Annotated in this window: 25 protein-coding genes; 17 read left to right on the top strand and 8 right to left on the bottom strand. The window is 60.7% G+C overall.

What is annotated here, in order from left to right:
* Positions 1–33: 33 nt before the first annotated feature.
* The 10 genes from B1722_RS21070 to B1722_RS21025 all read left to right on the top strand — a co-directional run bounded on the left by B1722_RS21070 (position 34) and on the right by B1722_RS21025 (position 9,478).
* Positions 34–783, top strand: coding sequence for an electron transfer flavoprotein subunit beta/FixA family protein (locus B1722_RS21070; RefSeq protein WP_003226982.1), 750 nt, complete (start codon positions 34–36; stop codon positions 781–783).
* Positions 784–785: 2 nt separating this feature from the next.
* Positions 786–1,715 carry an electron transfer flavoprotein subunit alpha/FixB family protein gene (locus B1722_RS21065; protein WP_086794169.1) on the top strand — a complete coding sequence of 310 codons (930 nt, stop codon included), beginning with the start codon at positions 786–788 and terminating at the stop codon, positions 1,713–1,715.
* An 80-nt stretch (positions 1,716–1,795) separates the two neighbouring features.
* Positions 1,796–2,617 carry an ABC transporter substrate-binding protein gene (locus B1722_RS21060; protein WP_086794167.1) on the top strand — a complete coding sequence of 274 codons (822 nt, stop codon included), beginning with the start codon at positions 1,796–1,798 and terminating at the stop codon, positions 2,615–2,617.
* A 9-nt stretch (positions 2,618–2,626) separates the two neighbouring features.
* Positions 2,627–2,983 (top strand): DUF4398 domain-containing protein, encoded by a 357-nt coding sequence (locus tag B1722_RS21055; protein WP_047295606.1) that lies wholly within the window; start codon positions 2,627–2,629, stop codon positions 2,981–2,983.
* Positions 2,980–3,792 (top strand): OmpA family protein, encoded by an 813-nt coding sequence (locus tag B1722_RS21050; protein WP_041069276.1) that lies wholly within the window; start codon positions 2,980–2,982, stop codon positions 3,790–3,792. The genes B1722_RS21055 and B1722_RS21050 overlap by 4 nt, the downstream gene beginning before the upstream one ends.
* Before the next feature lie 201 nt (positions 3,793–3,993).
* On the top strand, positions 3,994–5,433 hold the full coding sequence (locus tag B1722_RS21045) for a PLP-dependent aminotransferase family protein (RefSeq protein WP_003226969.1): 1,440 nt from the start codon (positions 3,994–3,996) through the stop codon (positions 5,431–5,433).
* Positions 5,434–5,511: 78 nt separating this feature from the next.
* A complete protein-coding gene (locus tag B1722_RS21040; RefSeq protein WP_041069280.1) occupies positions 5,512–6,006 on the top strand; it encodes a hypothetical protein in 495 nt (164 codons plus the stop codon).
* 165 nt (positions 6,007–6,171) lie between these two features.
* The gene (locus tag B1722_RS21035; RefSeq protein ID WP_041069283.1) at positions 6,172–6,426 is read left to right on the top strand and encodes a YkgJ family cysteine cluster protein; all 255 of its coding nucleotides are present in this window, start codon (positions 6,172–6,174) and stop codon (positions 6,424–6,426) included.
* Between the two features lie 41 nt (positions 6,427–6,467).
* A complete protein-coding gene (locus tag B1722_RS21030) occupies positions 6,468–7,073 on the top strand; it encodes an START domain-containing protein (RefSeq protein WP_041069286.1) in 606 nt (201 codons plus the stop codon).
* 311 nt (positions 7,074–7,384) lie between these two features.
* Positions 7,385–9,478, top strand: coding sequence for an LTA synthase family protein (locus tag B1722_RS21025; protein WP_041069289.1), 2,094 nt, complete (start codon positions 7,385–7,387; stop codon positions 9,476–9,478).
* A 57-nt stretch (positions 9,479–9,535) separates the two neighbouring features.
* Here the strand turns inward: B1722_RS21025 and B1722_RS21020 are convergent, their stop codons facing one another.
* On the bottom strand, positions 9,536–9,694 hold the full coding sequence (locus B1722_RS21020; RefSeq protein WP_169432680.1) for a DUF3309 family protein: 159 nt from the start codon (positions 9,692–9,694) through the stop codon (positions 9,536–9,538).
* 323 nt (positions 9,695–10,017) lie between these two features.
* Between B1722_RS21020 and B1722_RS21015 the strand changes: the two genes are divergently transcribed.
* The 3 genes from B1722_RS21015 to csrA all read left to right on the top strand — a co-directional run bounded on the left by B1722_RS21015 (position 10,018) and on the right by csrA (position 11,562).
* Positions 10,018–10,833 carry an SDR family oxidoreductase gene (locus B1722_RS21015; protein WP_041069294.1) on the top strand — a complete coding sequence of 272 codons (816 nt, stop codon included), beginning with the start codon at positions 10,018–10,020 and terminating at the stop codon, positions 10,831–10,833.
* Positions 10,834–10,896: 63 nt separating this feature from the next.
* Entirely contained in the window at positions 10,897–11,229 is a 333-nt protein-coding gene (locus B1722_RS21010) for a YnfA family protein (protein WP_041069297.1), read from the top strand.
* A gap of 147 nt (positions 11,230–11,376) precedes the next feature.
* A complete protein-coding gene (csrA, locus tag B1722_RS21005; protein WP_041069300.1) occupies positions 11,377–11,562 on the top strand; it encodes a carbon storage regulator CsrA in 186 nt (61 codons plus the stop codon).
* Here the strand turns inward: csrA and B1722_RS21000 are convergent.
* The 5 genes from B1722_RS21000 to mnmC all read right to left on the bottom strand — a co-directional run bounded on the left by B1722_RS21000 (position 11,559) and on the right by mnmC (position 18,998).
* Complete coding sequence (locus tag B1722_RS21000; protein WP_003192759.1) at positions 11,559–11,786, bottom strand: YheU family protein; 228 nt, start codon at positions 11,784–11,786, stop codon at positions 11,559–11,561. The two genes, csrA and B1722_RS21000, sit on opposite strands and share 4 nt — an antisense overlap.
* 202 nt (positions 11,787–11,988) lie before the next feature.
* On the bottom strand, positions 11,989–13,179 hold the full coding sequence (locus B1722_RS20995; protein ID WP_041069309.1) for an osmoprotectant NAGGN system M42 family peptidase: 1,191 nt from the start codon (positions 13,177–13,179) through the stop codon (positions 11,989–11,991).
* A 165-nt stretch (positions 13,180–13,344) separates the two neighbouring features.
* Positions 13,345–15,093, bottom strand: coding sequence for an N-acetylglutaminylglutamine synthetase (ngg, locus tag B1722_RS20990; RefSeq protein ID WP_041069311.1), 1,749 nt, complete (start codon positions 15,091–15,093; stop codon positions 13,345–13,347).
* A 3-nt stretch (positions 15,094–15,096) separates the two neighbouring features.
* On the bottom strand, positions 15,097–16,869 hold the full coding sequence (locus B1722_RS20985; protein WP_041069314.1) for an N-acetylglutaminylglutamine amidotransferase: 1,773 nt from the start codon (positions 16,867–16,869) through the stop codon (positions 15,097–15,099).
* Positions 16,870–17,018: 149 nt separating this feature from the next.
* Entirely contained in the window at positions 17,019–18,998 is a 1,980-nt protein-coding gene (gene mnmC, locus B1722_RS20980) for a bifunctional tRNA (5-methylaminomethyl-2-thiouridine)(34)-methyltransferase MnmD/FAD-dependent 5-carboxymethylaminomethyl-2-thiouridine(34) oxidoreductase MnmC (protein ID WP_086794166.1), read from the bottom strand.
* Between the two features lie 337 nt (positions 18,999–19,335).
* Between mnmC and pap the strand changes: the two genes are divergently transcribed.
* Together pap and B1722_RS20970 are read left to right on the top strand one after the other, a co-directional pair.
* Positions 19,336–20,850: a polyphosphate:AMP phosphotransferase gene (pap, locus tag B1722_RS20975; protein ID WP_041069320.1), complete on the top strand. Its 1,515-nt coding sequence runs from the start codon at positions 19,336–19,338 to the stop codon at positions 20,848–20,850.
* A gap of 103 nt (positions 20,851–20,953) precedes the next feature.
* Complete coding sequence (locus B1722_RS20970; RefSeq protein ID WP_086794164.1) at positions 20,954–22,138, top strand: thiolase family protein; 1,185 nt, start codon at positions 20,954–20,956, stop codon at positions 22,136–22,138.
* A 126-nt stretch (positions 22,139–22,264) separates the two neighbouring features.
* Here B1722_RS20970 and B1722_RS20965 read toward each other — a convergent pair whose 3' ends face one another.
* Complete coding sequence (locus B1722_RS20965) at positions 22,265–22,468, bottom strand: DUF6316 family protein (RefSeq protein WP_041069325.1); 204 nt, start codon at positions 22,466–22,468, stop codon at positions 22,265–22,267.
* A 210-nt stretch (positions 22,469–22,678) separates the two neighbouring features.
* Between B1722_RS20965 and B1722_RS20960 the strand changes: the two genes are divergently transcribed.
* Positions 22,679–23,632, top strand: coding sequence for a DMT family transporter (locus B1722_RS20960; RefSeq protein WP_086794163.1), 954 nt, complete (start codon positions 22,679–22,681; stop codon positions 23,630–23,632).
* A gap of 87 nt (positions 23,633–23,719) precedes the next feature.
* Here B1722_RS20960 and B1722_RS20955 read toward each other — a convergent pair whose 3' ends face one another.
* Positions 23,720–25,114: a class II fumarate hydratase gene (locus B1722_RS20955; RefSeq protein WP_027612406.1), complete on the bottom strand. Its 1,395-nt coding sequence runs from the start codon at positions 25,112–25,114 to the stop codon at positions 23,720–23,722.
* 193 nt (positions 25,115–25,307) lie between these two features.
* On the opposite strand from B1722_RS20955, the gene B1722_RS20950 reads away from it, so the two are divergent.
* A complete protein-coding gene (locus B1722_RS20950) occupies positions 25,308–25,826 on the top strand; it encodes a DUF2059 domain-containing protein (protein WP_003226938.1) in 519 nt (172 codons plus the stop codon).
* Positions 25,827–25,833: the final 7 nt, after the last annotated feature.

Here is a 25,833-nt window from a genome sequence, read left to right as displayed (position 1 = left end):
ACTTTCTTTTCACCGGAGAGTAACGAGGAATCCATGAAGGTTCTTGTAGCTGTCAAACGCGTTGTGGATTACAACGTCAAGGTTCGCGTCAAGGCGGACAATTCCGGCGTAGACCTCGCCAACGTCAAGATGTCGATGAACCCGTTCTGCGAAATCGCAGTGGAAGAAGCCGTACGCCTGAAAGAGAAAGGTGTTGCGACTGAAATCGTCGTCGTCTCCATCGGCCCGTCCACCGCTCAGGAACAGCTGCGTACCGCACTGGCTCTGGGTGCCGACCGTGCCATCCTCGTCGAATCCGCTGAAGACCTGACTTCGTTGGCCGTGGCCAAGCTGCTCAAGGCTGTGGTAGACAAGGAACAGCCTCAGCTGGTGATCCTGGGCAAACAGGCGATCGACAGCGACAACAACCAGACCGGCCAGATGCTCGCTGCACTGAGCGGCTACGGTCAGGGCACTTTCGCTTCGAAAGTCGAAGTCTCCGGCGACAGCGTTGCCGTGACCCGCGAAATCGACGGCGGCGCGCAGACCGTTTCCCTGAAACTGCCGGCCATCGTCACCACCGACCTGCGTTTGAACGAGCCGCGCTACGCGTCCCTGCCAAACATCATGAAAGCCAAGAAGAAGCCTCTCGAAGTGCTGACTCCGGACGCTTTGGGCGTTTCCACCGCCTCCACCAACAAGACCCTGAAAGTCGAAGCGCCGGCTGCACGCAGCGCGGGTATCAAGGTCAAGTCGGTGGCTGAACTGGTCGAGAAACTGAAAAACGAAGCGAAGGTAATCTAAAAATGACTATCTTGGTAATCGCTGAACACGACAACAAAGTGCTGGCCCCGGCCACGCTGAATACCGTGGCTGCTGCTGCCAAAATCGGCGGCGACATCCACGTTCTGGTTGCAGGCCAGGGCGCTGGCGCCGTGGCTGAAGCCGCAGCGAAAATCGCTGGCGTGAGCAAAGTCCTGAACGCTGACAATGCCGCTTACGCGCACCAGCTGCCGGAAAACGTTGCGCCGCTGGTTGCTGAGCTGGGCAAGGGTTACAGCCATATCCTGGCTGCCGCCACGTCCAACGGCAAAAACATCCTGCCGCGCGTTGCCGCTGCACTGGACGTTGACCAGATCTCCGAGATCATTTCGGTAGAAAGCGCCGACACTTTCAAGCGCCCGATCTACGCCGGTAACGCCATCGCGACTGTGCAGTCGACCGCACCGATCAAAGTGATCACCGTGCGCGCCACCGGTTTCGACCCGGTTGCCGCTGAAGGTGGTTCGGCAGCCGTTGAAGCCGTTGCTGCTGCACACGATGCCGGCACTTCCAGCTTCGTCAGCGAAGAACTGGCCAAGTCCGATCGTCCTGAACTGACCGCTGCCAAGATCGTCGTTTCCGGTGGTCGCGGCATGCAGAACGGCGACAACTTCAAACACCTGTACGCCCTGGCCGACAAGCTGGGCGCTGCCGTTGGTGCTTCGCGTGCCGCGGTCGACGCAGGTTTCGTACCGAACGACATGCAGGTCGGTCAGACCGGCAAGATCGTTGCGCCACAGCTGTACATCGCCGTCGGTATCTCCGGCGCGATCCAGCACCTGGCCGGCATGAAAGACTCCAAAGTGATCGTTGCGATCAACAAGGACGAAGAAGCGCCGATCTTCCAGGTGGCCGATTACGGCCTGGTGGCGGACCTGTTCGAAGCAGTCCCTGAGCTGGAGAAGCTGGTCTAATCCGGCGGCTTCACTTATAAAGAGCCCGGCCTTCTGGCCGGGCTTTTTTTTGTCTCGAATTTGCGTAGGAGCGTTTTGCCATGGATCTGCGCCGCAGGTTGTTATTGGGATTGATCCTGTTGCCGGGAATGGCCGCAGCTTCCGGCAAGTGCGAGCGCTTGGTCGTCACCGGCAGTCCGGATGCTCCGCCGTACCTGTGGCAGGACCCGCAGAACCCCAGACAGCTGATCGGCGCCAGTGCCGACCTGTTGCAGCAAGTGGCCAAGGACCTCGGCATCAAGGTCGAGCTGCTCTACGCCGGCAAACGCGCGCAGGCCCTCGATGAAGTGCGCAGCGGCCGAATGGACATGCTGGCCGACACGCCGCTGATGTTCAATGAACTGGAAAACCTCGACTACATCTATCCACCGTTGCTGGAAAACGACTACCTGGTGTGGACGCGCAAAGGCTCGACGCTGGTCTACAGCGAAGCCGCAGACCTGCACGGGCACACCGGTGGGATGTCGGAAAAGTCTCGAATGACCCAGGCATTCGGCACTTTCGCCGAGCAGAATCTGACCCTGACGCGCACGGCAAATATCACCCAGGCCTTTCAGAAATTGCTGCTGGGTGAGGTGGAATATGTACTCGCCGGTCGCTACTCGGGCATGGCCGCCGCGCAGGCATTGGGCATGGCCAATGATCTGCTGGCCTTCGAGCAACCGATTGACCGGCCAGGCCTGTTCCTCGCGGTTTCACACAACTCCGCCTGCAACGATCCGTGGTTGCGCGGACAGCTCGCTAAAAAGATGACAGAATTGCCCGCGTCCGGACTGACCGAGGCCGCGCTGCAACGCAATATCGAGCGCTGGAAGGCCCAGCAGCAACAACCGCAGCCACCTGTCAGTGCCCCAAAACAGTAGGGATTCTTAGTGAGTATTCGACCTCTTTTCGCGGCCATGGCCGTTCTGGCCCTGGCCGGCTGCGCCAACGATCCGGCACCCCATGAGCAAATGCGCCTGACCGAGCAGGCCATCACCCAGGCCAAGGCTGTCGGTGCGACCGCCGATGAAATGCCGGAAATGAAACTGGCCGAAGACAAGTTCAACCGGGCCAAGGGCAACATGACCGACGAGTCTTTCAAGAACGCCCGCATGCGCGCCGAACAGGCCGAGCTGGATGCGCGTCTGGCCGAAGCCAAAGTGCTGACGCAAAAAAGCGAAGAGCAACTCAACGTGCTCAACACCCGCATCATCCGTCTGCGCAAGCAACTGGGAGATGCCCAATGAGCCTCAAGTCCAAAATCCTCGGCGGGATGATTCTGGCCGGATGCGCAAGCCTCTATGGCTGCGCCGGTCAACACGGCGAAGCCGCATTGCAACAGGCTGGCAGTGACTTTCAGAAGGTCAAGGAAGATTCCAATGTGCTGCGTATCGCGCCGAAGGATGTGATCCGCGCCGGTGAGTCGCTGGCCCGCGCCGATCGCCTGTCCACCTATTGGGGCAGTGGCGCGGACGTGGTGCATTACGCCTACTTGAGTCAGCGCTACAGCGAAATCGCTCGCGAACACACCAATCTGGTGCTCAACGAAGAGCGCGCGGCGAAGCTTGAACTGGAGCGTCAGCGTCTGCAGCTGGCCCTGCGCGAGTCCAAACTGCTGAGCGTGCAGCAGCAGGGTAAATGGCTTGAGGAACAGATCGTGGCGTTGGCCACTACGCAGACCGATCGCGGCCTGGTGATGACCCTCGGCGATGTACTGTTCGACACTGGCGAGGCGGAGCTTAAGAACTCGGCCAATCGCGTGGTGTTGAAGATTGTGCAGTTCCTGCAACTCAACCCGAAACGTGTGGTGCGTATCGAGGGTTACACCGACAGCACCGGTGGCAAACAGGAAAACCTCAAGCTGTCGCGTGATCGCGCGCAAGCAGTAGCTGATGTGTTGATGGACCTGGGGATTGAGGACAAGCGGATTCAGGTCGAAGGTTACGGTGACGAATACCCGGTAGACGCCAACGCTTCCGAGCGCGGTCGGGCACAGAACCGTCGGGTGGAAATTGTCTTCTCCGACGAAAAAGGCCAGCTCGGCGCCGCCCGTTGAGGGCTGCGTCTCTGGAAAGCCCGGCCTGTCATGCAGCGCCGGGCTTTTTTACGACTGTCGAATAGCACGCAAATCCGTACAGTTTTGGCTGACACTGCACTGTACGGTCGACTATGGTGGCAACTGTCCCAGTACACTTCTAAACTGTTCCGGTATTGTTTCACACAAGAATAAAATGCCCGTGAAATCGAGTGCTGCGTCATGACCAATCTCTTGCTCTACCAACGTATTGCTCAACAATTGGCGGAAGACATCCGGCGCGGTGTCTATCAACCCGGAGAACGCGTGCCGTCGGTGCGCAAGATGAGTTCGCAGCTCAATGTCAGCCATGCGACGGTGTTGCAGGCTTATGCCAATCTCGAAGATCAGGGCCTGATCCGCGCACGGCCGCAATCCGGTTACTACGTGCACCAGACCCCGGCACTGACGGCGCCGACCCCGGACATCGCCCGGGTCGAGCGCCCAGGCCTGGTCACCCGCGCCAGTATTATTCAGCAAGTGTTGGTCGAGTCTCGCCGCGAGGGGGTCTTCCCGTTGGGCGCTGCGGTGCCGAGTGTCGATTACCTCCCGGTTCGCGCACTGCATCAGCAACTGGCCAAGGTCACCCGATTCCACAGCCCACGCGCCTTCAGCTACATGTTCAGCCCGGGTTTCGAACCGTTGCGCCGGCAAGTGGCAATCCGCATGCGCGACGCCGGGGTGGTGGTCGATCCGTCGGAAGTGGTCATTACCCACGGCTGTGTCGATGCGCTGCAGATGTCGCTGCGGGTGCTGACCCGTCCGGGAGATCTGATCGCTGCCGAATCGCCGACCTATTACGGTTTGCTGCAACTGGCCGATCTGTTGGGCCTGAAAGTGATCGAGATTCCCAGCGATCCGGCCACCGGCATGAGCCTCGAAGCTTTGCAGCTGGCGGCCAACCAATGGTCGATCAAGGCTTTGGTTCTGACCACGCGCCTGAGCAATCCGCTGGGCGGCACCATGCCGGAAGAACGGCAGAAACAACTGCTGCGTCTGGCCTCGGACTTTGATATCCAGATCGTCGAAGACGATATCTATGGTGAGTTGATGTTCGAACAGGGCCGCACCAAAGCCCTCAAGGCTTACGATCGACTGGATCGGGTGATTTACTGCTCGAGCTTTTCCAAAACATTGTCGCCGGGCGTGCGCGTTGGCTGGATGATTGCCGGCAAATATCAGCAGGAAATCCAGCGTCTGCAGACCTTCACCACGCATTCGGCGTGCAGCGTGACGCAGATGGCGATTGCCGCTTATCTGGAAAATGGCGGTTATGACCGGCATTTACGGTACATCCGCCAGGAATACCGGAAAAATCTCAGCGCGTTCCAGTTGGCGGTGCAGCAGTACTTTCCCGAAGGTACACAGATGACCCGGCCCACGGGCGGTTTCATCCTCTGGGTGAGTCTGCCGGGCAGGGTCAATACCCAGGAATTGCATGTCCGCGCATTGCAGCAGGGCATCAGCATTGCACCGGGGCTGATCTTCAGTAATACCGAGCAGTTCAATCACTGCATCCGCCTGAACTGCGGCACACCGTGGAATCGCGAGGCGGAAAGGGCGCTGATGACCCTCGGTCTGCTGGCGACTCAACTGTGTCAGGAAACGGCTGGCGGTTTCTGAACGGGGCGCGCGTCGTGCTTGTCTTGTGGCGCTCAACAGGCGAGCATATGGCCCTCTGCCGTTAGTGTTGTAGGGTTCATGAAAGCGATTTTGCCTGCTGCCTGGATATTGCTTGGTGTGTTGATGATGGGCCATGCGCCCGGTGTCATGGCAGCTGCCGTTCAGGAAAAGCCCGCAACGTCCGCGCCGGCAAACAAACCGGCGGCGAGCAAAAAAGCCGTTGCGGATAACAAAGCTGCGGCTAAAAAAGCCCCACAGAAGAAAGCCGCCGCGGTGAAGAAACGGCCCCCGGTCGCGTCCAAGTCGAAACCGGCCAGTGAGGTGGTGAAAACCAGATTGCCGCCGGCCAAGCTGGATCTGAGCCTGCCCAAGGACATGGTCCAGCAGCTAAAACCCGCCGGTACTGTATCGCTGCCCAAACACGAGGCGATCCTGCCGCAGATGTTCGGCGAGAAGAACAGCGGCTTCCAGCTCAATGGTCGCCTGCTCAGCAACGAAATGCAGTTGCAGCTGCGCAACGATGAGCGCCGTGATATCGAAGGCGCAGCACTGGATTTCGAGTTCAAGCAATAAATTCAATCGATCCGTGACCCGCGAACCAGACGCTTTGTCGGAGACTGGTCAGTCACATTCAGTTATCGGTAAAAACCCCGGTGCAGGGAATTTGAAACAACCGTTTTAGCGGTTACTCTGTCCGTGTCTCTTTAACACATTGCCCGTCGCGAGGACTTGCTCGTCATGAAATGCCGTGAAGGCTGTGGCGCTTGCTGTATTGCCCCCTCCATCAGTTCTGCCATTCCAGGCATGCCCAACGGCAAACCTGCCGGCGAACGTTGCGTGCAACTCTCGGTCGAAAACCTGTGCAGCATTTTCGGCCAGCCGGAGCGTCCGGCGGTTTGTTCAGGATTTGCCGCCGATGTCGAAGTCTGCGGCAGCAGCTCCGAGGAAGCGATCAAACTGATCGGCTGGTGGGAGCAGATGACGGCGGCGTGATGTGTCAAACGAACGGAACTTCAACAATAAGGAATAAGACTATGGGTTCGCTGCATCGTATCGCTGTGTTGTGTGGTTTGACCGCTGTGCTGGCTACTTCGGTGGCTCAGGCCGAGGACTGGAAGGTCGCCAAGGAACAGGACGGGATCAAGGTCTCGCTGGCTGAAGTACCGGGCTCGGATTACAAGTCCTATCAGGGCGTGACTCTGATGAAGACCACCGTGGCCAAACTGCGTGCCTTGCAGGAAGACGTGTCCGGAGCCTGTGCGTGGATCTACGAGTGCAAGGCCCAGAAGCTGCTCAAGCACGAGGGCGATCAGAGTTGGACCTATACGCAGTTCAACACGCCGTGGCCAGTCACTTCGCGTGATTCGGTGCTGCACATCACCACCGTGGAAGGTGCCGATGGCAGCCTGACCCGCAACCTCGAAGGCTTGCCGAAGTACGTTCCTGAAGAGAAAGGTTTTGTGCGCGTCACTCAGGTCAAAGGCTTCTGGAAGTTCGTGCCGAAAGGTGATCAGGTCGAAGTGACCTATCAAGTGCACACTGAGCCAGGCGGCAGCGTACCGGCCATGGTTGCCAACAAGTTTGTGGTTGATGCGCCGTTCAACACCCTTAAAGCCCTGAAAGAGCGCGCCGAGAAGTAATCCGCGCGCTTTGCGCAAAAACGCCCCGATCGATTCGGGGCGTTTTGTTTTGTCGTTATATTGTGTTTCCAGATATGCGCTGCACGAAATTTTCACAAAGCGTTCCTGACAATTCGCCCGCGCAATGCGTGCTGTCTGCGAACGATTGCCTTTATGAAAGAGTCGGGCAGCGGGGCACTAATCAATGGCAATGCTGCCGGTGATCGTGCAACATTTGCGCACCGCGCACGCCCCGGGGCCTGGAATGGCCAATAGAGGGCATGGCGCCGCTGTATTTTGCAACTTCAACTTCCAATGGGTCCTAAAACGACATGGCAAACCCGGACGCCCTGAATCAGCAGCGATCTTCCACTCGCCTGCTGCAACCGACCGTCAAATCGCATCTGGCCTACACCCTGTTGTGTGCCCTGGTCATGATGGTGATGTTTTCCGTGCTGCGCCTCGCGCTGCTGGTCTACAACCGCGAGATGATCCTCGATACCCCGGCTTCGACCTTCCTCGAAGCTTTCGCCAACGGCCTGCGTTTCGACCTGCGCCTGGTGGTCTACGTCTGCGTCCCGTTGCTGCTGGCACTGTTCAGTGCGCGGGCGATGGCTGCGCGTGGCTTCTTCCGTCTGTGGCTGACCGTGGCGTCCAGCATCGCGCTGTTCCTCGGCCTGATGGAGATGGACTTCTACCGTGAGTTCCACCAGCGCCTCAATGGCCTGGTATTTCAGTACGTGAAAGAAGACCCGAAAACCGTGATGAGCATGCTCTGGTACGGTTTCCCGGTGGTGCGCTACCTGCTGGCGTGGGTGATCGGCACCGTGATCCTGACCCTGGCTTTCAAGGGCGCCGATCGTGCAACCCGTCCGCGCGGCCCGTTCAGCGGCGGCAACGTCGGCACCCGCCAGGTGGCGCCGTGGTACACGCGTCTGGCGGTGTTTGTGGTGTGCCTGCTGATCTGCGTCGTGGCGGCCCGTGGCACCCTGCGTCAGGGCCCGCCGCTGCGCTGGGGTGACGTGTACACCACCGAATCGAACTTCGCCAACCAGCTTGGCCTCAACGGCACGCTGTCGCTGATCGCCGCCGCCAAGGACCGCATGGGTGAAGATCGCAACAACATCTGGAAAGCCACCCTGCCGCAGGAACAGGCGCAGAAAGTGGTGCGCGAGATGCTGGTGATGCCGGACGACAAACTGGTCGATGCCGACATTGCGGCGGTGCGTCGTGACTACACGCCACCGGCCGACAAGACCCTGCCGATCAAGAATGTGGTCGTGATCCTGATGGAAAGCATGGCCGGTCACTCGGTGGGCGCTCTGGGCGCGCCGGGCAACATCACGCCGTACCTCGACAAACTGTCGAAGGAAGGCCTGCTGTTCGACCGTTTCTTCTCCAACGGCACCCATACCCACCAGGGCATGTTTGCGACCATGGCGTGCTTCCCGAACCTGCCGGGTTTCGAATACCTGATGCAGACACCGGAAGGCAGCCACAAACTCTCCGGCCTGCCGCAGTTGCTCAGTGCGCGCAAGTATGACGACGTGTATGTCTACAACGGCGACTTCGCCTGGGACAACCAGTCGGGCTTCTTCAGCAACCAGGGCATGACCAACTTCGTTGGCCGTAACGACTTCGTCAACCCGGTGTTCTCCGATCCGACCTGGGGCGTGTCCGACCAGGACATGTTCGACCGTGGTCTGGTGGAACTGAAGGCGCGGGAAAACGGCAAGCCGTTCTATGCGCTGCTGCAAACCCTGTCCAACCACACGCCGTACGCCTTGCCAACGCCTTTGCCGGTGGAGCGCGTGACGGATCGCGGCACGCTCAACGAACACCTCACGGCCATGCGTTACGCCGACTGGGCCCTGGGTCAGTTCTTCGAGAAGGCGCGCAAAGAGCCGTACTTCAAGGAAACCCTGTTCGTTATCGTCGGCGACCACGGTTTCGGCAACGAGCGTCAGATCACCGAAATGGACCTGGGCCGCTTCAACGTGCCGATGCTGATGATTGCGCCGGGCATTCAGGAGAAGTTCGGTACCCGTGACCACACCGTGGGCACCCAGATCGACATCGTGCCGACCATCATGGGTCGTCTGGGTGGCGAAGTGCGTCACCAGTGCTGGGGCCGTGACCTGCTCAACCTGCCGGCCGGCGACACCGGTTTCGGTGTGATCAAGCCGTCGGGCAGCGAGCAGACCACTGCCATCGTCACCGCTGACCAGATCCTGGTCTTGCCGAAAGAGAAGGAAATGGCACCGAAGATCTACCAGTACCAACTGGGCGCGAACCCTTCTGCCGAGATCATTCCGGACGCACCGCGTACCGCCGAATTGAAACTCAAGCTTGAAGCGTTCCTGCAAACGGCGACCAAGAGCCTGATGGACAACACGGCCGGTGTGATCAACGGCAAGCCGGACTGATAAAACCGCTGCATAAAAAAGAGGCCCCTGAGGGCCTCTTTTTTTTGTCTTGGGGTTTTATATCCTGCCAAGTAACAGCAAGACCAACAGCACCACCAACACCACGCCAATAATGCCCGAAGGGCCATAACCCCAACTTCTGGAGTGCGGGAAGACCGGCAGACCACCGATCAGCAACAGGATCAGGATAATGATAAGAATTGTGCCCATGTCGATTTCCTTGTTTATAGCGTTCGAGAAGTCTTGGTATTCAAGGGCGACTGGAGGCTAACTAATTCCAGACGGCTTACAAATTCCGACCGGTGCGTATGAAAGAAAATTCAATGTTTTTTTAATGTATTTGGATGACTCGTTTATTTCCTTTGAAGCGCAAGACCAAAAGATCGCAGCCTTCGGCAGCTCCTACAGGGAACTGATGTAGGCGCTGCGGAAGGCTGCGATCTTTTGATCCTGTATTCAGCATTCTGATGGAGCGTGGGTGGCCAGTGTTCCTTCGCTACACTCCGCGCATCTCCTACAGAACAACAAGGCTGTCTGCTATGCAAAATCGCATGATGATCACGGGTGCGGGCTCAGGTTTAGGTCGCGAACTTGCACTGCGCTGGGCGCGTGAAGGCTGGCAGCTGGCCTTGTCCGACGTCAGCGAACCTGGCCTGCAGGAAACCCTGAAGCGGGTGCGCGAGGCCGGTGGCGACGGGTTCATCCAGCGCTGTGATGTGCGTGATTACAGCCAGCTCACCGCGTTTGCCCAGGCCTGCGAAGAGAAGCTCGGCGGCATCGACATCATCGTCAACAACGCCGGTGTGGCGTCCGGCGGGTTCTTCAGCGAACTGTCGCTGGAGGACTGGGACTGGCAGATCGCGATCAACCTGATGGGCGTGGTCAAAGGCTGCAAGGCCTTCCTGCCGCTGCTGGAACAGAGCAAAGGCAAGATCATCAACATTGCTTCGATGGCGGCATTGATGCAGGGCCCGGCGATGAGCAATTACAACGTGGCCAAGGCCGGTGTGGTGGCGCTGTCTGAAAGTTTGCTGGTGGAACTGGCGCAGCAGGAAGTCGGGGTGCATGTGGTCTGCCCGTCGTTCTTCCAGACCAACTTGCTCGACTCGTTCCGTGGCCCGACGCCAGCCATGAAAGCTCAGGTTGGCAAGTTGCTGGAAAGTTCGCCGATCAGCGCAGCCGACATCGCCGACTACATTTATCAGCAAGTGGCCGCCGGCGAGTTCATGATCCTGCCGCACGAGCAGGGACGCATGGCCTGGGCGATCAAGCAGAAGAACCCGCAACTGATCTACAACGAAATGACCACCATGGCCGATAAAATGCGCGCCAAGGCCAAACAAACCAACGGCTGAACTTGCCCCATGGGTGTCGCGTCGTTAGGGTGGCCGCAATAGTCACCCTGTCGAGAGGCATCAATGCTCAATTACCTGTGGTTCTTCCTCGCGGCGCTGTTTGAAATCGCCGGTTGTTTCGCCTTTTTCATGTGGTTGCGCCAGGGCAAAAGTGCCTTGTGGGTGATCCCGGCGCTGCTCAGCCTGACGCTGTTCGCCCTGTTGCTGACCCGTGTCGAAGCGGCTTACGCCGGTCGCGCCTATGCCGCCTATGGCGGGATCTATATCGTCGCGTCGATTGGCTGGCTGGCAGTGGTTGAACGGATACGTCCCTTGGGTTCGGACTGGATCGGCGTGGCGCTGTGCGTGATCGGCGCCAGTGTGATCCTGTTCGGGCCGCGGTTTAGCGCCGCGTGAGGCGAGACTGTTTAGCGATTTGCAGGAAACGTCTGACGGGCGCAGCGCTTGCGAGTGTAGGGCAAGACTGAATTGCTCACCACGCATTGTAGAGCGGGCGCGCACCGCGCATCTTCAGGGCTGGCTAACCCTTGAAGGACGAACTCCATGCTTGTACTCAGCCGTGTTGTGGGCGAGTTGATTTCCATCGGTGACGACATTTCCCTGCGGGTGTTGTCCGTCAACGGCTCCAGTGTGCGCTTTGGTGTCGAAGCGCCGCAGAAGATCAATGTGCACCGTTCGGAGGTCTACGAGCGGATTCAGCGCAAACAGGCCACCGAGAAGGTCCGCTAGTCGAACAGGTGCTTGGGCACGTCGTGTTTGAGCATCAGTTGGCATTGTTCGCTTTCCGGGTCGAAGACGATCAGCGCCTGGCCTTTGGTCAACGCCTGGCGTACGCGCAGCACGCGGGTTTCCAGCGGCGTGTCATCACCGTTGTCGGTGCCATCGCGGGTGACAAAGTCCTCGATCAGGCGGGTGAGGGTGTCGACTTCTAGAGCGTCGTAGGGAATCAGCATGGGCACCTCGGTTCAATCAATGGCGGGATGCTACGGCGATTGGTGGCTGGCTGCCAGTTTTGTGTGGGCAGTATCGGCCCTATCGCTGGCAAGCCAGCTCCCACAGAGTTTGATGGTGTACACAAACAACTGAGCCACCCCAAAAACTGTGGGAGCTGGCTTGCCAGCGATGGGGCCAGTCCAGCCACCACGGAAGCCCGGATCAGCTGTCGGAGCGCTGCCCCACCAGACTGTCCACCGACGGCACTCGCGTATCGCTCTCCATCTGCGTGTCGTGCTCGATCTGGTGACTGAAGCGATCCAGCGAAGCATTGGCCGGCGCGGCATCGCTGGCAAATACCGGCGGACTCAGAATGTACGCTCCAAGCAAACGACTGAGCGCCGCCAGACTGTCGATGTGCGTGCGCTCGTAACCATGGGTTGCATCACAACCGAAGGCGAGCAGGGCCGTGCGAATGTCGTGCCCGGCGGTCACCGCCGAATGTGCGTCGCTGAAGTAATAGCGGAACAGGTCGCGCCTTACCGGCAGTTCGTTTTCGCTGGCCAGCCGCAGCAAATGCCGCGACAGGTGATAGTCGTATGGCCCGCCGGAATCCTGCATCGCTACGCTCACCGCGTGCTCACTGGAATGCTGGCCCGGCGCGACCGGTGCAATGTCGATGCCGACGAATTCGCTGACATCCCACGGCAAGGCTGCTGCCGCGCCGCTGCCGGTTTCTTCGGTGATGGTGAACAGCGGATGACAGTCGATCATCAATTCCTGACCGCTGTCGACGATGGCTTTGAGCGCGGCGAGCAGCGCGGCGACACCCGCCTTGTCGTCGAGGTGACGGGCGCTGATGTGGCCGCTGTCGGTGAACTCCGGCAACGGGTCGAACGCCACCACGTCGCCGACACTGATGCCCAGTGAGTCGCAATCGGCCTTGGTTGCGCAGTAGGCATCCAGACGCAGTTCGACGTGATCCCAACTGATCGGCATTTCGTCCACGGCGGTGTTGAACGCGTGCCCGGAGGCCATCAATGGCAACACGCTGCCGCGAATCACACCGTTGTCGGTGAACAGGCTGACCCGGCTGCCCTCGGCAAACCGGCTCGACCAGCAGCCGACCGGGGCCAGGGTCAGACGGCCGTTGTCTTTCACCGCGCGCACGGCGGCACCAATGGTGTCGAGGTGCGCGGAAACGGCGCGGTCGGGGCTGTTTTTCTTGCCCTTGAGCGTGGCGCGGATGGTGCCGCGACGGGTCATTTCGAAAGGGATACCGAGTTCTTCCAGACGCTCGGCGACGTAGCGCACGATGGTGTCGGTGAAGCCGGTGGGGCTGGGAATGGCGAGCATTTCCAGCAGGACTTTTTGCAGGTAGTTCAGATCCGGTTCGGGGATTTGTGTGGTCATGGCAACTCCTGATGAGTTGAGGCGCATCGATGGTTTCGATGAGGGAATTTGTGTTGCCTGTTAGAGCCTCATCGCTGGCAGGCCAGCTCCCACAGTGATTGGGTACACCGGTAAACCTGTGGGAGCTGGCTTGCCAGCGATGGGGCCGGTTCAGGCTCTAAATGATCAAGAAACAGCCGGCTGACTGTGCGGAAACAACAAATCGACAAACCGCTCCGCCGTCGGCTGCGGCTCGTGATTGGCCAGGCCAGCGCGTTCGTTGGCTTCGATAAACACGTACTCCGCTTGATCCGCTGCCGGCACCATCAAATCGAGGCCGACCATTGGAATATCCAGTGCCCGCGCTGCACGAACGGCGGCATCGACCAGAGTCGGGTGCAGAATCGCCGTGACGTCTTCCAGCGTGCCGCCGGTGTGGAGATTGGCGGTGCGGCGCACAAACAGGTGTTCGCCTGCCGGCAATACAGTGCTGTAGTCATAACCGGCCGCATGCAGAGTGCGTTGGGTTTCGTGATCCAGCGGGATCTTGCTCTCGCCCCCAGTCGCGGCTTGCCGGCGTCGACTCTGCGCCTCGATCAATGCGCCGATCGAATGATGGCCGTCACCGACCACCTCGGCGGGACGACGAATCGCTGCCGCCACCACTTCAAAACCGATCACCAGAATCCGCAGGTCGAGGCCTTCGTGGAAGCTTTCGAGCAGTACGCGGCTGTCAAAACGCTTGGCGGCTTCGATGGCCTGCTGCACCTCTTCGATGCTCTGCAAATCCACCGCCACGCCTTGGCCCTGTTCACCGTCGAGCGGCTTGACCACCACCCGCTGATGCTCATCGAGAAACGCCAGATTGTCGTCGGCGTTGCCTGCCAATTGCTGCGAGGGCAGCTTCAGTCCGGCGCCTTTCAACACTTTGTGGGTCAGGCTTTTGTCTTGGCACAAACTCATGCTGATCGCGCTGGTCAAGTCGCTCAACGATTCGCGGCAACGCACCCGACGTCCGCCATGGCTGAGGGTGAACAGCCCGGCTTCGGCATCATCCACCTGCACGTCGATGCCGCGCCGATGCGCTTCCTCGACGATGATCCGCGCATAAGGGTTGAAATTGGCTTCCGGCCCGGGCCCGAGGAACAGCGTCTGGTTAATGCCGTTCTTGCGTTTGATGGCGAAGGTCGAGAGGTTGCGAAAGCCGAGTTTGGCGTACAGATTCTTCGCCTGACGGTTGTCATGCAGTACCGACAGGTCCAGATAGCTGAGGCCGCGACTCATGAAGTGTTCGATCAAGTGCCGCACCAGCACTTCGCCGACGCCGGGCCGCGAACATTGCGGATCCACCGCCAGGCACCACAGGCTGCTGCCATGTTCCGGATCGTTGAAGGCTTTCTGGTGATTGAGGCCCATGACACTGCCGATTACCGCGCCGCTGTCTTCATCTTCGGCGAGCCAGTACACCGGGCCGCCCTGATGATGCGGAGTCAGGCGCGTGGCATCGATCGGCAGCATGCCGCGTGCCTGATACAGCAGATTGATTGCTTGCCAGTCGGCTTCGCTTTGTGCCCGGCGAATGCGGAAGCCGCGAAATACCCGGGTGGCCTGGCGGTAATCGCTGAACCACAGGCGCAGAGTATCGGACGGATCGAGAAACAGTTGCGTCGGTTCCAGCCCGAGAATCTGTTGCGGTGCGGCAACGTACAGGGCGATATCGCGCTCGCCGGGCTGCTCGTTGAGCAGTTCCTGCGCCAGCGTCGCCGGGTCAGGAAAGGTGTGACCGATCAGCAGCCGGCCCCAACCGCAATGTACGGCGATGGGGTCGGCGCCGAGTTCGCTGCCGTCTTCGGCCAGACGCGCCTGCAAGCGTTCATACGACGGTGTCTGGCCGCGCAACAGGCGTTGGTTGATAGCCGTGGCGTGAGGTTTCATCAATCAGATTCCTTGTTCACTGAGCCACAGGTTCAGGGCCGCCAGTTGCCACAGTTTCGAGCCGCGCAAAGGCGTCAGTTGGCCTTGCGGATCAGTCAGCAGTTTGTCGAGCATGGCCGGGTTGAACAGGCCGCGATCCTGGCTCGGATCCAGCAGCAGTTCACGCACCCAGTTCAGGGTGTCGCCTTGCAAATGCTTGAGGCCCGGCACTGGGAAGTAACCTTTCTTGCGGTCGATCACTTCGCTTGGAATCACCAGACGCGCAGCTTCTTTGAGCACTTGTTTACCACCGTCCGGCAGCTTGAACTGACCGGGAATCCTTGCGGAGAGCTCAACCAGTCGATAATCGAGAAACGGCGTGCGCGCTTCCAGGCCCCAGGCCATGGTCATGTTGTCGACGCGTTTGACCGGGTCGTCCACCAGCATCACCGTGCTGTCCAGACGCAGGGCTTTATCGACGGCAGCATCGGCGCCGGGTTGGGCGAAGTGTTCTTTCACGAAGTCGCCGGCCGCGTCATTCGCGGTCAACCATTTCGGTTGCACGGTGGCGGCGTAGTCGTCGTAGCTGCGGTCGAAGAACGCCGCGCGATAGGCTGCGTATGGATCCGCCGCACCGTCGACTTGCGGGTACCAGTGATAACCGGCGAACAACTCGTCCGCACCCTGGCCGCTTTGCACCACTTTGCAGTGCTTGGCCACTTCGCGCGACAGCAGGTAGAAGGCGATGCAGTCGTGGCTGACCATCGGCTCGCTCATCGCGCGGAACGCCGCGGGCAGTTGCTCGATGATCTCTTTTTCGTCGATGCGCAATTGATGGTGCTGCGTGCCGTAGTGTCTGGCGATCAGATCGGAATACTGGAATTCGTCACCGCGCTCGCCGCCAGCGTCCTGGAAGCCGATGGAAAAGGTCGACAGGTTCTCCACGCCGACTTCACGCAACAGGCCGACAAGCATGCTCGAATCGACACCGCCGGACAGCAGCACGCCGACATCCACCGCCGCCCGTTGACGAATCGCTACCGCCTCGCGGGTGCTGTCGAGCACGCGGTCGCGCCAGTCTTCGAGGGTCAGGTTTTTCTCGTCGTCGTGCGGGCCGTAGGGCAGGGTCCACCAGGTTTTCTGCTCGGTGCGGCCATCGGCTTCGACGCGCATCCAGGTCGCAGGCGGCAGCTTTTCGATGCCCGCGAGCAAGGTGCGTGGAGCCGGCACCACCGCATGGAAATTCAGGTAGTGATTGAGCGCCACCGGATCGAGGATCGGGTTGATGTCGCCGCCCTTGAGCAGCGCCGGCAGGGCCGAGGCGAAGCGCAAACGCTGGCCGGTGCGCGACAGGTACAAAGGCTTCACGCCGAGGCGGTCACGAGCGATGAACAGGCGCTGGGCATCGCGTTCCCAGATGGCGAAGGCGAACATGCCGTTGAGTTTTGGCAGCAGCGCTTCACCCCAGGCGTGGTAGCCCTTGAGCAGCACTTCGGTGTCGCCACCGGAATAGAAGGCATAGCCGAGCGCTTCGAGTTCGGCACGCAGTTCCGGGAAGTTGTAGATCGCGCCGTTGAAGGCGAGGGACAAGCCCAGCTGGCTGTCGATCATCGGCTGAGCCGAGCCGTCCGACAGGTCCATGATTTTCAGGCGACGATGGCCGAGGGCAATCGGCCCTTGGGCATGGAAGCCCCACGCGTCGGGGCCGCGAGGGGCCAGGTGATGGGTGATTCGCTCTACCGCTGCAAGGTCTGCAGGTTGATGATCAAAACGTAACTCGCCAGCTAATCCGCACATAAAGTCCTTACCGGTTTTTCCGTTGGGGAGGGGGCATTCAAGTCTGGCCAAAATGGCCGGTACTCAGAAACTGACCCGCTGCAGATGTGGGAGTTTTAGAACGATGAGTTATAAGAGGCGGCGACTGACCAGCGGCCAGCCGCCGTTTTTCATTTGCCGCGGATTAACGTGCGCAAGGCGAAACGATTGGGATGGCAGGCCTCGGCGACGCTTTTGGGCAGCGGCAGCGGCTCGTTGTCCAGCCACGCCGCGAGCAGTTCGCCCGACAGCGGCGCGGTGATCAGCCCGCGTGAACCATGGCCGCTGTTGACGTACAGGCCATCGAGCCACGGGCAGTCGATGTCCGGCACTTGGCGCGCATCCTTGCTCAACGCGGCATAGGCCTCGGCGAAGGCTTCGCGGTCGGCGAGGGGGCCGACAATCGGCAGATAGTCAGGACTGGTGCAGCGAAATGCGGCGCGTCCTTCCAGGGTTTCCGGGGGCAGCTCATTGATGTGCAGACGCGCTACCAAATCGCTGGAGATCTCTTCGAGCATCGCCAGATTGCCCAGGTGTTCGGCGGTGGTCGGTGTCAGGTCGTCGCTGTTGAAGTCGAAACTGGCGCCGAGCGTGTGTTCGCCCAGACGTGCCGGGGCGACATAACCTTCGGCGCAGACCACAGTGCGCAGCGCCTGACTCTCGGCGGTTTGCGGCAGGCGCGTGATCTGCCCGCGAATGCGCTTGAGCGGCAGCTCGGCACTTTGCGCAAAGCGTTTGATCTCCGCTGCGCCGGCCAGCACCACCACCGGCGCGCTGGCGAGCACCCGTTCGCCGTCGAGGGCTTGCCACTGTCCCTCGACCCTGCGCAGTTCCAGCGCATCGTGATGCTTGAGCAGTTCGATGTTCGCCTGCGCGGCTTGCGCCTGGCACAGCGCGGGCGGATGCACCCAGCCCCCTTCGGGATAGTACAAACCGCCATGGGCCAGACCGATGCCGGCCTGAATCTCGGCTTGCGGCTGATCGAGCCAGTGCACCAGGTCTTCCGGGAACGCCGCGGCCAATTGCGCCTGACGCTCGGCCTCCTTGGCATTGAACGCCAATTGCAGCACGCCGCAATCGTCCCAGTCGGTGCCGCGTTGCAGGGTTTCCAGCAGGCGGCGGGTGTAGCCGAAGCCGCTGACGATCAGTTGCGACAACGCGGTGCCGTGGGCCGACAACTTCAGGTACAGCACACCCTGCGGATTGCCCGACGCCTCCTGCGCCACGGCCTCGTGACGTTCCAGCAGACTGACGTGCCAACCGCGCGCGGCGAGGCTGGCAGCGGTCGCACAACCGGCCAGCCCGGCGCCGATCACCAGCGCGCGCCGCTCGCCAGTCAGCGGAGCAGGGCGGGCGAACCACGGTTTGTCCGGCAGCGGTGGCGCGACATCCTGCGGCCAGCCGAGAAATTCGCCGCGCAGGATCTCCCACTTGTGGCCGATGCCCGGTGTGCGTTTCATCTTGAACCCGGCGGCGTTGAGCAAACGCCTGACCCAACCGGTGCTGGTGAAGGTACTGATGGTCGAGCCGGGGGCGGCCAGTCGAGCCAGTTCGACGAACAGTTCGGCGGTCCACATGTCGGGATTTTTCGCCGGGGCGAAACCGTCGAGAAACCACGCGTCAATCTGCGCATCGAGTTGCGGCAGCTGCTCCAGCGCATCGCCGATCAGCAGCGTCAGCGTGACCCGGCCGTTGCCGAGGACGATCCGCTGAAAGCCCTGATGGATTGCCACGTAATGGGTCAGCAGTTGATCGGCCAGCGGCTTGAGTTGCGGCCACAGGGCCAAAGCCCGTTGCAGATCCGCCGGACTCAGCGGGTACTTTTCGACACTGACAAAATGCAGCCGTGCTCCGGCCACCGCGTGCTGTTCAAACAGCTGCCACGCGCAAAGGAAATTCAGCCCGGTGCCGAAGCCGGTTTCGCCGATCACCAGCCGCCCGTGCGCCGGCAACGCGGCAAAACGCTCGGCCAGGCGATTCTGTTCGAGGAACACGTAACGGGTTTCATCCAGCCCCGACTGGTCGGAAAAATACACATCATCGAACACCCGCGAGCGCGGGCGTCCCTGGTCATCCCAGTCGAGTTGGGCGTGGGGCAATACAGGTTTCATGGCAGGCTCGGCAACGACAAGGCGGCCATTCTAGCTGATCGGGCGGAGGGTGCTTGATCCATGGCAAGTGATCCTTGGATCGAATGCAGGATCATCACCGGCTTTTGTGGCGAGGGAGCTTGCTCCCGCTGGGGTGCGAAGCAGCCCCAAAACCAGCGATCGCAATTTGTCTGGAGGACGGTGGCTGCAGGTCTTGCGACTGCTGCGCAGCCGAGCGGGAGCAAGCTCCCTCGCCACAGTTTACTCATTCATCCCAATTGCCATGGTGTGCGGAATTTCTCCGTCGTGCCCGTGCCCAATCCGCTAGTCTTGCTGAATCCTGGAAGGAGCCGTCCCCATGTTTGAATCCGCCGAAATCGGCCATGCCATCGACAAAGAGACTTACGACGCGGCTGTGCCTGCCTTGCGTGAAGCACTGCTGGAAGCGCAGTTCGAGTTGCAGCAGCAGAAGCGTTTCCCGGTGATCATTCTGATCAACGGCATCGAGGGCGCCGGCAAGGGCGAGACCGTCAAGTTGCTCAACGAATGGATGGACCCGCGTCTGATCGAGGTGCGTACCTTCGATCAGCAGACCGATGAAGAACTGGCAAGGCCACCGGCGTGGCGTTACTGGCGGATGCTCCCGGCCAAAGGACGGATGGGCGTGTTCTTCGGCAACTGGTACAGCCAGATGCTTCAGGGGCGGGTTCACGGGCTGTTCAAGGATCCGCGTCTGGATCAGGCGATCAACGCCGCCGAGCGTCTGGAAAAGATGCTCTGCGATGAAGGTGCGCTGATCTTCAAGTTCTGGTTTCACCTGTCCAAGAAACAGATGAAGGCCCGCCTCAAGGCGTTGGCCGACGACCCGCTGCACAGCTGGCGCATCAGCCCGCTGGACTGGCAGCAATCGCAGACCTACGACAAGTTCGTCAAATACGGCGAGCGCGTGTTGCGCCGCACCAGCCGCGACTATGCGCCCTGGCACATCATCGAAGGCATGGACGCCAACTACCGCAGCCTCGCGGTGGGCAAGATCCTGCTGGAGGGCTTGCAGAACGCGCTCAAGCGTCCTGAGGTGCATACCGAAGAGGTCAACGCCGCCCCGTTGGGCACTGCCGTCGACGAACTCAACCTGCTCGACAGCCTCGACCTGAACCAGCAGCTGGAAAAGAAAGATTACGAAGAACAACTGATCACCGAGCAGGCCCGGCTGTCCGGGTTGATGCGTGACAAGCGCATGCGTCGCCATGCGTTGGTGGCGGTGTTCGAAGGCAATGATGCGGCGGGCAAGGGCGGGGCGATTCGCCGGGTGGCGGCGGCGCTCGATCCGCGTCAGTACAGCATCGTGCCGATTGCCGCGCCGACCGAAGAGGAGCGTGCGCAGCCGTATCTGTGGCGCTTCTGGCGACATTTGCCGGCACGCGGCAAGTTCACCGTGTTCGACCGCTCGTGGTATGGCCGGGTGCTGGTGGAGCGGGTCGAGGGCTTTTGCAGCCCGGCCGACTGGTTGCGCGCCTACAGCGAGATCAATGACTTCGAAGAGCAGATCGCCGACGCCGGGGTCATCGTCGTCAAGTTCTGGCTGGCGATCGACAAGGACACGCAGATGGAACGTTTCCAGGCCCGCGAGCAGATCCCGTTCAAGCGCTTCAAGATCACCGAGGACGACTGGCGCAACCGCGACAAGTGGGACGCCTACCGCGCCGCCGTGGGCGACATGGTCGACCGCACCAGCACCGAGATTTCGCCGTGGACGCTGGTCGAGGCCAATGACAAACGCTGGGCGCGGGTCAAGGTCCTGCGCACGATCAACCGAGCACTCGAAGAGGCGTTCGAGAAGTCCGACAAGCGCGCGAAAAAACACAAGGACTGAGCCAATGGGCACGCATACGCGGGGTGAATGATTGTCGCGGTCGGCGGCGGGGTGGACTTATTCTCGGTTGACTCTCTTCCGACAACAACAATTGAGGTATGCCATGCGTGAAGTGGTGATCGTCGACAGCGTGCGGACCGGCCTGGCCAAATCCTTTCGCGGCAAGTTCAACCAGACCCGCCCCGACGACATGGCGGCCCATTGCGTCAATGCGCTGCTGTCGCGCAACGACATCGACCCGGCCAGCGTCGAGGACTGCATTGTCGGCGCCGGCTCCAACGAAGGCGCGCAGGGTTACAACATTGGTCGCAACGTGGCGGTGCTCTCGCGGCTGGGCACCCATGTGGCCGGCATGACCCTCAACCGTTTTTGCTCCTCGGGTTTGCAGGCGATTGCGATTGCCGCTAACCAGATTGCTTCCGGTTGCAGCGACATCATTGTCGCCGGTGGCGTTGAGTCGATCAGCCTGACCCTGAAAAGCGTCAACACCGATCACCTGATCAATCCGCTGCTCAAACAGCAGGTGCCGGGCATCTACTACACCATGGGGCAAACCGCTGAAGTCGTGGCGCGTCGTTATGACGTGAGTCGCGAGGTGCAGGATCGCTATGCGTTGCAAAGCCAGTTGCGCACCGCCCAGGCTCAGGCGGCGGGGCTGTTCGATGACGAGATCGTGCCGATGGCGGTCAAATACCGGGTCGAGGACAAAAACAGCGGCGAGGTGCAGATCCTCGACGGCATCGTCGATCGCGACGACTGCAACCGCCCGGACACCACTTACGAAAGTCTCGCCGGACTGAAACCGGTATTTGCCGAGGACGGTTCGGTGACGGCCGGCAACTCGTCGCAGCTGTCCGACGGCGCGTCGATGACGCTGGTGATGAGTCTGGAGAAAGCCCTGCAACTGGGGCTCAAGCCGAAGGCGTTTTTCCGCGGCTTCACCGTGGCCGGTTGCGAGCCGGACGAAATGGGCATCGGCCCGGTGTTCTCGGTGCCGAAACTGCTCAAGGCCAGGGGCCTGCAAGTGGCGGATATCGATCTGTGGGAACTGAACGAGGCGTTTGCTTCGCAGTGCCTGTATGCCCGCGACCGGCTGGAGATCGACAACGAAAAATACAACGTCAACGGCGGCTCGATTTCCATCGGCCACCCGTTCGGCATGACCGGTTCGCGGCAGGTCGGACATCTGGTGCGTGAGTTGCAACGGCGCAATCTGCGTTACGGCATCGTGACCATGTGCGTGGGGGGCGGGATGGGGGCGACGGGGTTGTTCGAGGCTGTTCGGTAAGCCTGAAGATAATAGTCGGCATTCAAGCCGTCATCGCTGGCAAGCCAGCTCCCACAGGTTCTGCAGGTGTTGCCTGTATTTGTGAACACCCTGGACACTGTGGGAGCTGGCTTGCCAGCGATGGGATCAACCTGATGACCGGTTGGAATCCAGAAGCTGCATCCGCGCGATGTACGCTTTTATTTCCTGCTCAGCCTTCTCCGGGGAAGCGAACGGCCCTTCAAGGGTGTTCTCCCGCGTGCAGAAAAACAGTTCGCCATTGACCCGGCACATCCGCTCACTGCGAAAGTGGGTGGCGGGGGCGCTGTCCTGGGCGCGCATTCCATACATGATCGGCCTCCTTGGTTGATGCGCTGAAAGGGATCCAATGAGCTTATGCCTGAAGCACTTGGCGCGCCTGGTCAGCCGATCAACGGCAAAACGTCAATTTAATGCTGCGACCTGCACAGTTTCATTCGCGGCCTGGCCGGAACTGTCCCTGTGTTGCGCCTGCGCGCGGGCCTAGAATGACCGCTCTCGTCAGCAGGCTTTGGGGTTCGCATGCACATTTCATCCGGTCGCTGGGTCTACGGTCTGTTCCTGGCGCTGCTGACGGCGTTCTTGTGGGGCATCCTGCCGATCAAGCTCAAACAGGTGTTGCAGGTGATGGACCCGATCACCGTGACCTGGTTTCGTCTGTTGGTCTCCGGTGGTTGCCTGTTTATTTATCTGGCGTCGGTCAAGCGTCTGCCGAGCCGCAAAGCCCTCGGCCCCCGGGGCGGCTGGCTGGTGTTGATGGCGGTGCTCGGGCTGGTGGGCAATTACGTGCTGTACCTGATGGGGCTCAATCTGCTCAGCCCCGGCACCGCGCAACTGGTGGTGCAGATGGGGCCGATCATGTTGCTGATCGCCAGCCTGTTTGTGTTCAAGGAGCGCTTCAGCATCGGTCAGGGCATGGGTCTGGCAGTGCTGCTGATCGGCTTCGTGCTGTTTTTCAATCAACGGCTGGCCGAGTTGCTGACGTCATTGTCGGACTACACCGCCGGCGTGTTGCTGGTGCTGTTGGCCTCGACCGTCTGGACGTTCTACGCGCTGGGCCAGAAGCAATTGCTCACGGTATGGAATTCGTTGCAGGTGATGATGGTGATTTACCTGTTCTGCGCTTTGTTGCTGACGCCGTGGGTGCATCCGCTCAAAGCGCTGGAATTGAGCCCATTGCAGGGCTGGCTGCTGCTGGCTTGCTGTATGAACACGCTGATTGCCTACGGTGCATTTGCCGAGGCGCTGGCGCACTGGGAGGCCTCGCGGGTCAGTGCGACGCTGGCGATCACGCCATTGGTGACCTTTGGCGCGGTGGCGCTGGCCGCGTGGATGTGGCCGGCGTATGTGCAGGCCGAGCAGATCAATGGTCTGGGCTACGGCGGCGCGGTGCTGGTGGTGCTGGGGTCGGCGCTGGTGGCGCTGGGGCCGTCGTTGATTGCCGGGCTGAAGGCGCGGCGGATGCGGGTGGCCTGAAAAGCAAAAGATCGCAGCCTGCGGCAGCTCCTACAGTTGGAATGCGTTCCCCTGTAGGAGCTGCCGCAGGCTGCGATCTTTTTGCTGTTAGCCCTTGGCGCCAGCCTCGATCATATTCTCCGGTCGCACCCAGGCATCGAACTCTTCATCGGTCAGATAGCCCAGTTGCAACGCCGCTTCACGCAAGGTCAGACCCTCGCCGTAAGCCTTCTTGGCGATTTCTGCCGACTTGTCGTAACCGATGTGCGGGTTCAGCGCCGTCACCAGCATCAGCCCACGTTCCAGGTGTTTGGCCATGACTTCGGCGTCGGGTTCAAGACCGGCAATGCAGTGCTGCTGAAAGTTGCTGCAGCCGTCGGCGAGCAGGCGGATCGATTGCAACACGTTATGGATGATCACCGGTTTGTACACGTTCAATTGCAGGTGACCCTGACTGGCGGCGATGCCGATGGTGACATCGTTGCCCAATACCTGACAGGCCAGCATCGACAGCGCTTCGCACTGCGTCGGGTTGACCTTGCCGGGCATGATCGAGCTCCCCGGTTCGTTGGCCGGCAGTTTCACTTCGGCAAAGCCAGCGCGAGGGCCGGAGCCGAGCAGGCGCAGGTCGTTGGCGATTTTCATCAACGCCACGGCGAGGGTCTTCAAGGCGCCGGACAGGCTGGTCAGCGGCTCATGCCCGGCCAGCGCGGCAAACTTGTTCGGCGCGGTGACGAACGGCAGGCCGGAGAGAGCGGCGAGCTCGGCGGCAATCGCTTCGCCAAAACCGTGCGGCGAATTCAGGCCGGTGCCGACGGCGGTGCCACCCTGTGCCAGTTCGCACACCGCCGGCAGTGCCGCACGGATCGCTCGCTCGGCGTAATCCAACTGCGCTATGAAACCGGACAACTCCTGACCGAAGGTGATCGGCGTCGCGTCCATCATGTGCGTGCGACCGGTCTTCACCAGTTTCATGTGGCGCGCCGCCAGTTCGGCCAGACCACCGGACAGCTCGGCGATGGCCGGCAGCAATTGCTCCTGCACGGCTTTGGCCGTGGCGATGCTCATGGCGGTGGGGAAGCAATCGTTGGAGCTTTGCGAGCGGTTGACGTGATCGTTGGGGTGCACCGGCGTCTTGCCGCCGCGCGGGTTGCCGGCCAGTTCGTTGGCCCGGCCGGCGATCACTTCGTTGACGTTCATGTTGCTCTGGGTACCGCTGCCGGTCTGCCAGACCACCAGCGGAAACTGGTCGTCGTGCTGGCCGTCGAGGACTTCGTCGGCGGCCTGCTCGATCAGGCGGGCGATGTCGGCGGGCAGGTCGCCGTTGCGGTCGTTGACCCGGGCGGCGGCTTTCTTGATCAGGGCCAGCGCGTGCAATACCGGCAGCGGCATGCGTTCCTGACCAATGGCGAAGTTGATCAGCGAGCGTTGCGTCTGAGCACCCCAGTAGGCGTCGTCCGGGACTTCGATCTGGCCCAGGCTGTCGGTTTCGATACGGCTCATCGTGCACACTCCTGTTGGTCTGTTTGCGCAGTTTAGGCCCGGTCAGGCCCAGGTGGTTCCCTCGAACCGATTGTTGACCGGCAAAACCCCGCCAATCAAGCACGGCAAGGCCCGGGGGTTGAGCCACGAGGTTTTTTAGGCGCAGAATGGTCGCCCTTGGGGTTTGACCTCGCCTAGCTGAAAAGGAAACTCGATGACTCGTCTTCGTGCCATCTGCACCGCGGTTGCACTGGTTTGCGCCAGCGGCCAGGTGCTTGCCGATACCGCCAGCCACAACGCCAGTGCTGAAGCTTTCCTGACCCTGGCGCACGCTGACAAGCTGGGCACTCCGGTGTACATGCAAGTGCAGCAAATGTTCGCTCAGCGTTTTGAACAGACCAAAGCCCCGGAATCCAAAAAAGCCGTACTGGAAACATACCAGGCCAAGGCCAACGCCGCGCTGGACCAGGCCATCGGCTGGAACAAGCTCAAGCCTGACATGGTCAAGCTCTACACCAGCAACTTCAGCGAATCGGAGCTGAAAGACCTGGTCGCGTTCTACCAGTCGCCACTGGGCAAGAAAGTCCTGGAAAAAATGCCGCAGCTGACCCAGCAATCGGCCCAGATGACCCAGGCCAAACTGGAAAGCGCCGTGCCAGTCGTCAACAAGCTGCTCGACGACATGACCAACGAGCTGGCACCGAAAGGCGCTGCGCCGGCCAAGAAGAAGTAAGCGGAGT

It is taken from the genome of Pseudomonas sp. SCPG-7 (assembly GCF_002156405.1).
Lineage (GTDB): Bacteria > Pseudomonadota > Gammaproteobacteria > Pseudomonadales > Pseudomonadaceae > Aquipseudomonas > Aquipseudomonas parakoreensis.
The sequence above is the reverse complement of the archived record's forward strand: the minus strand, read 5'-3'. Positions and strand labels throughout refer to the sequence as shown.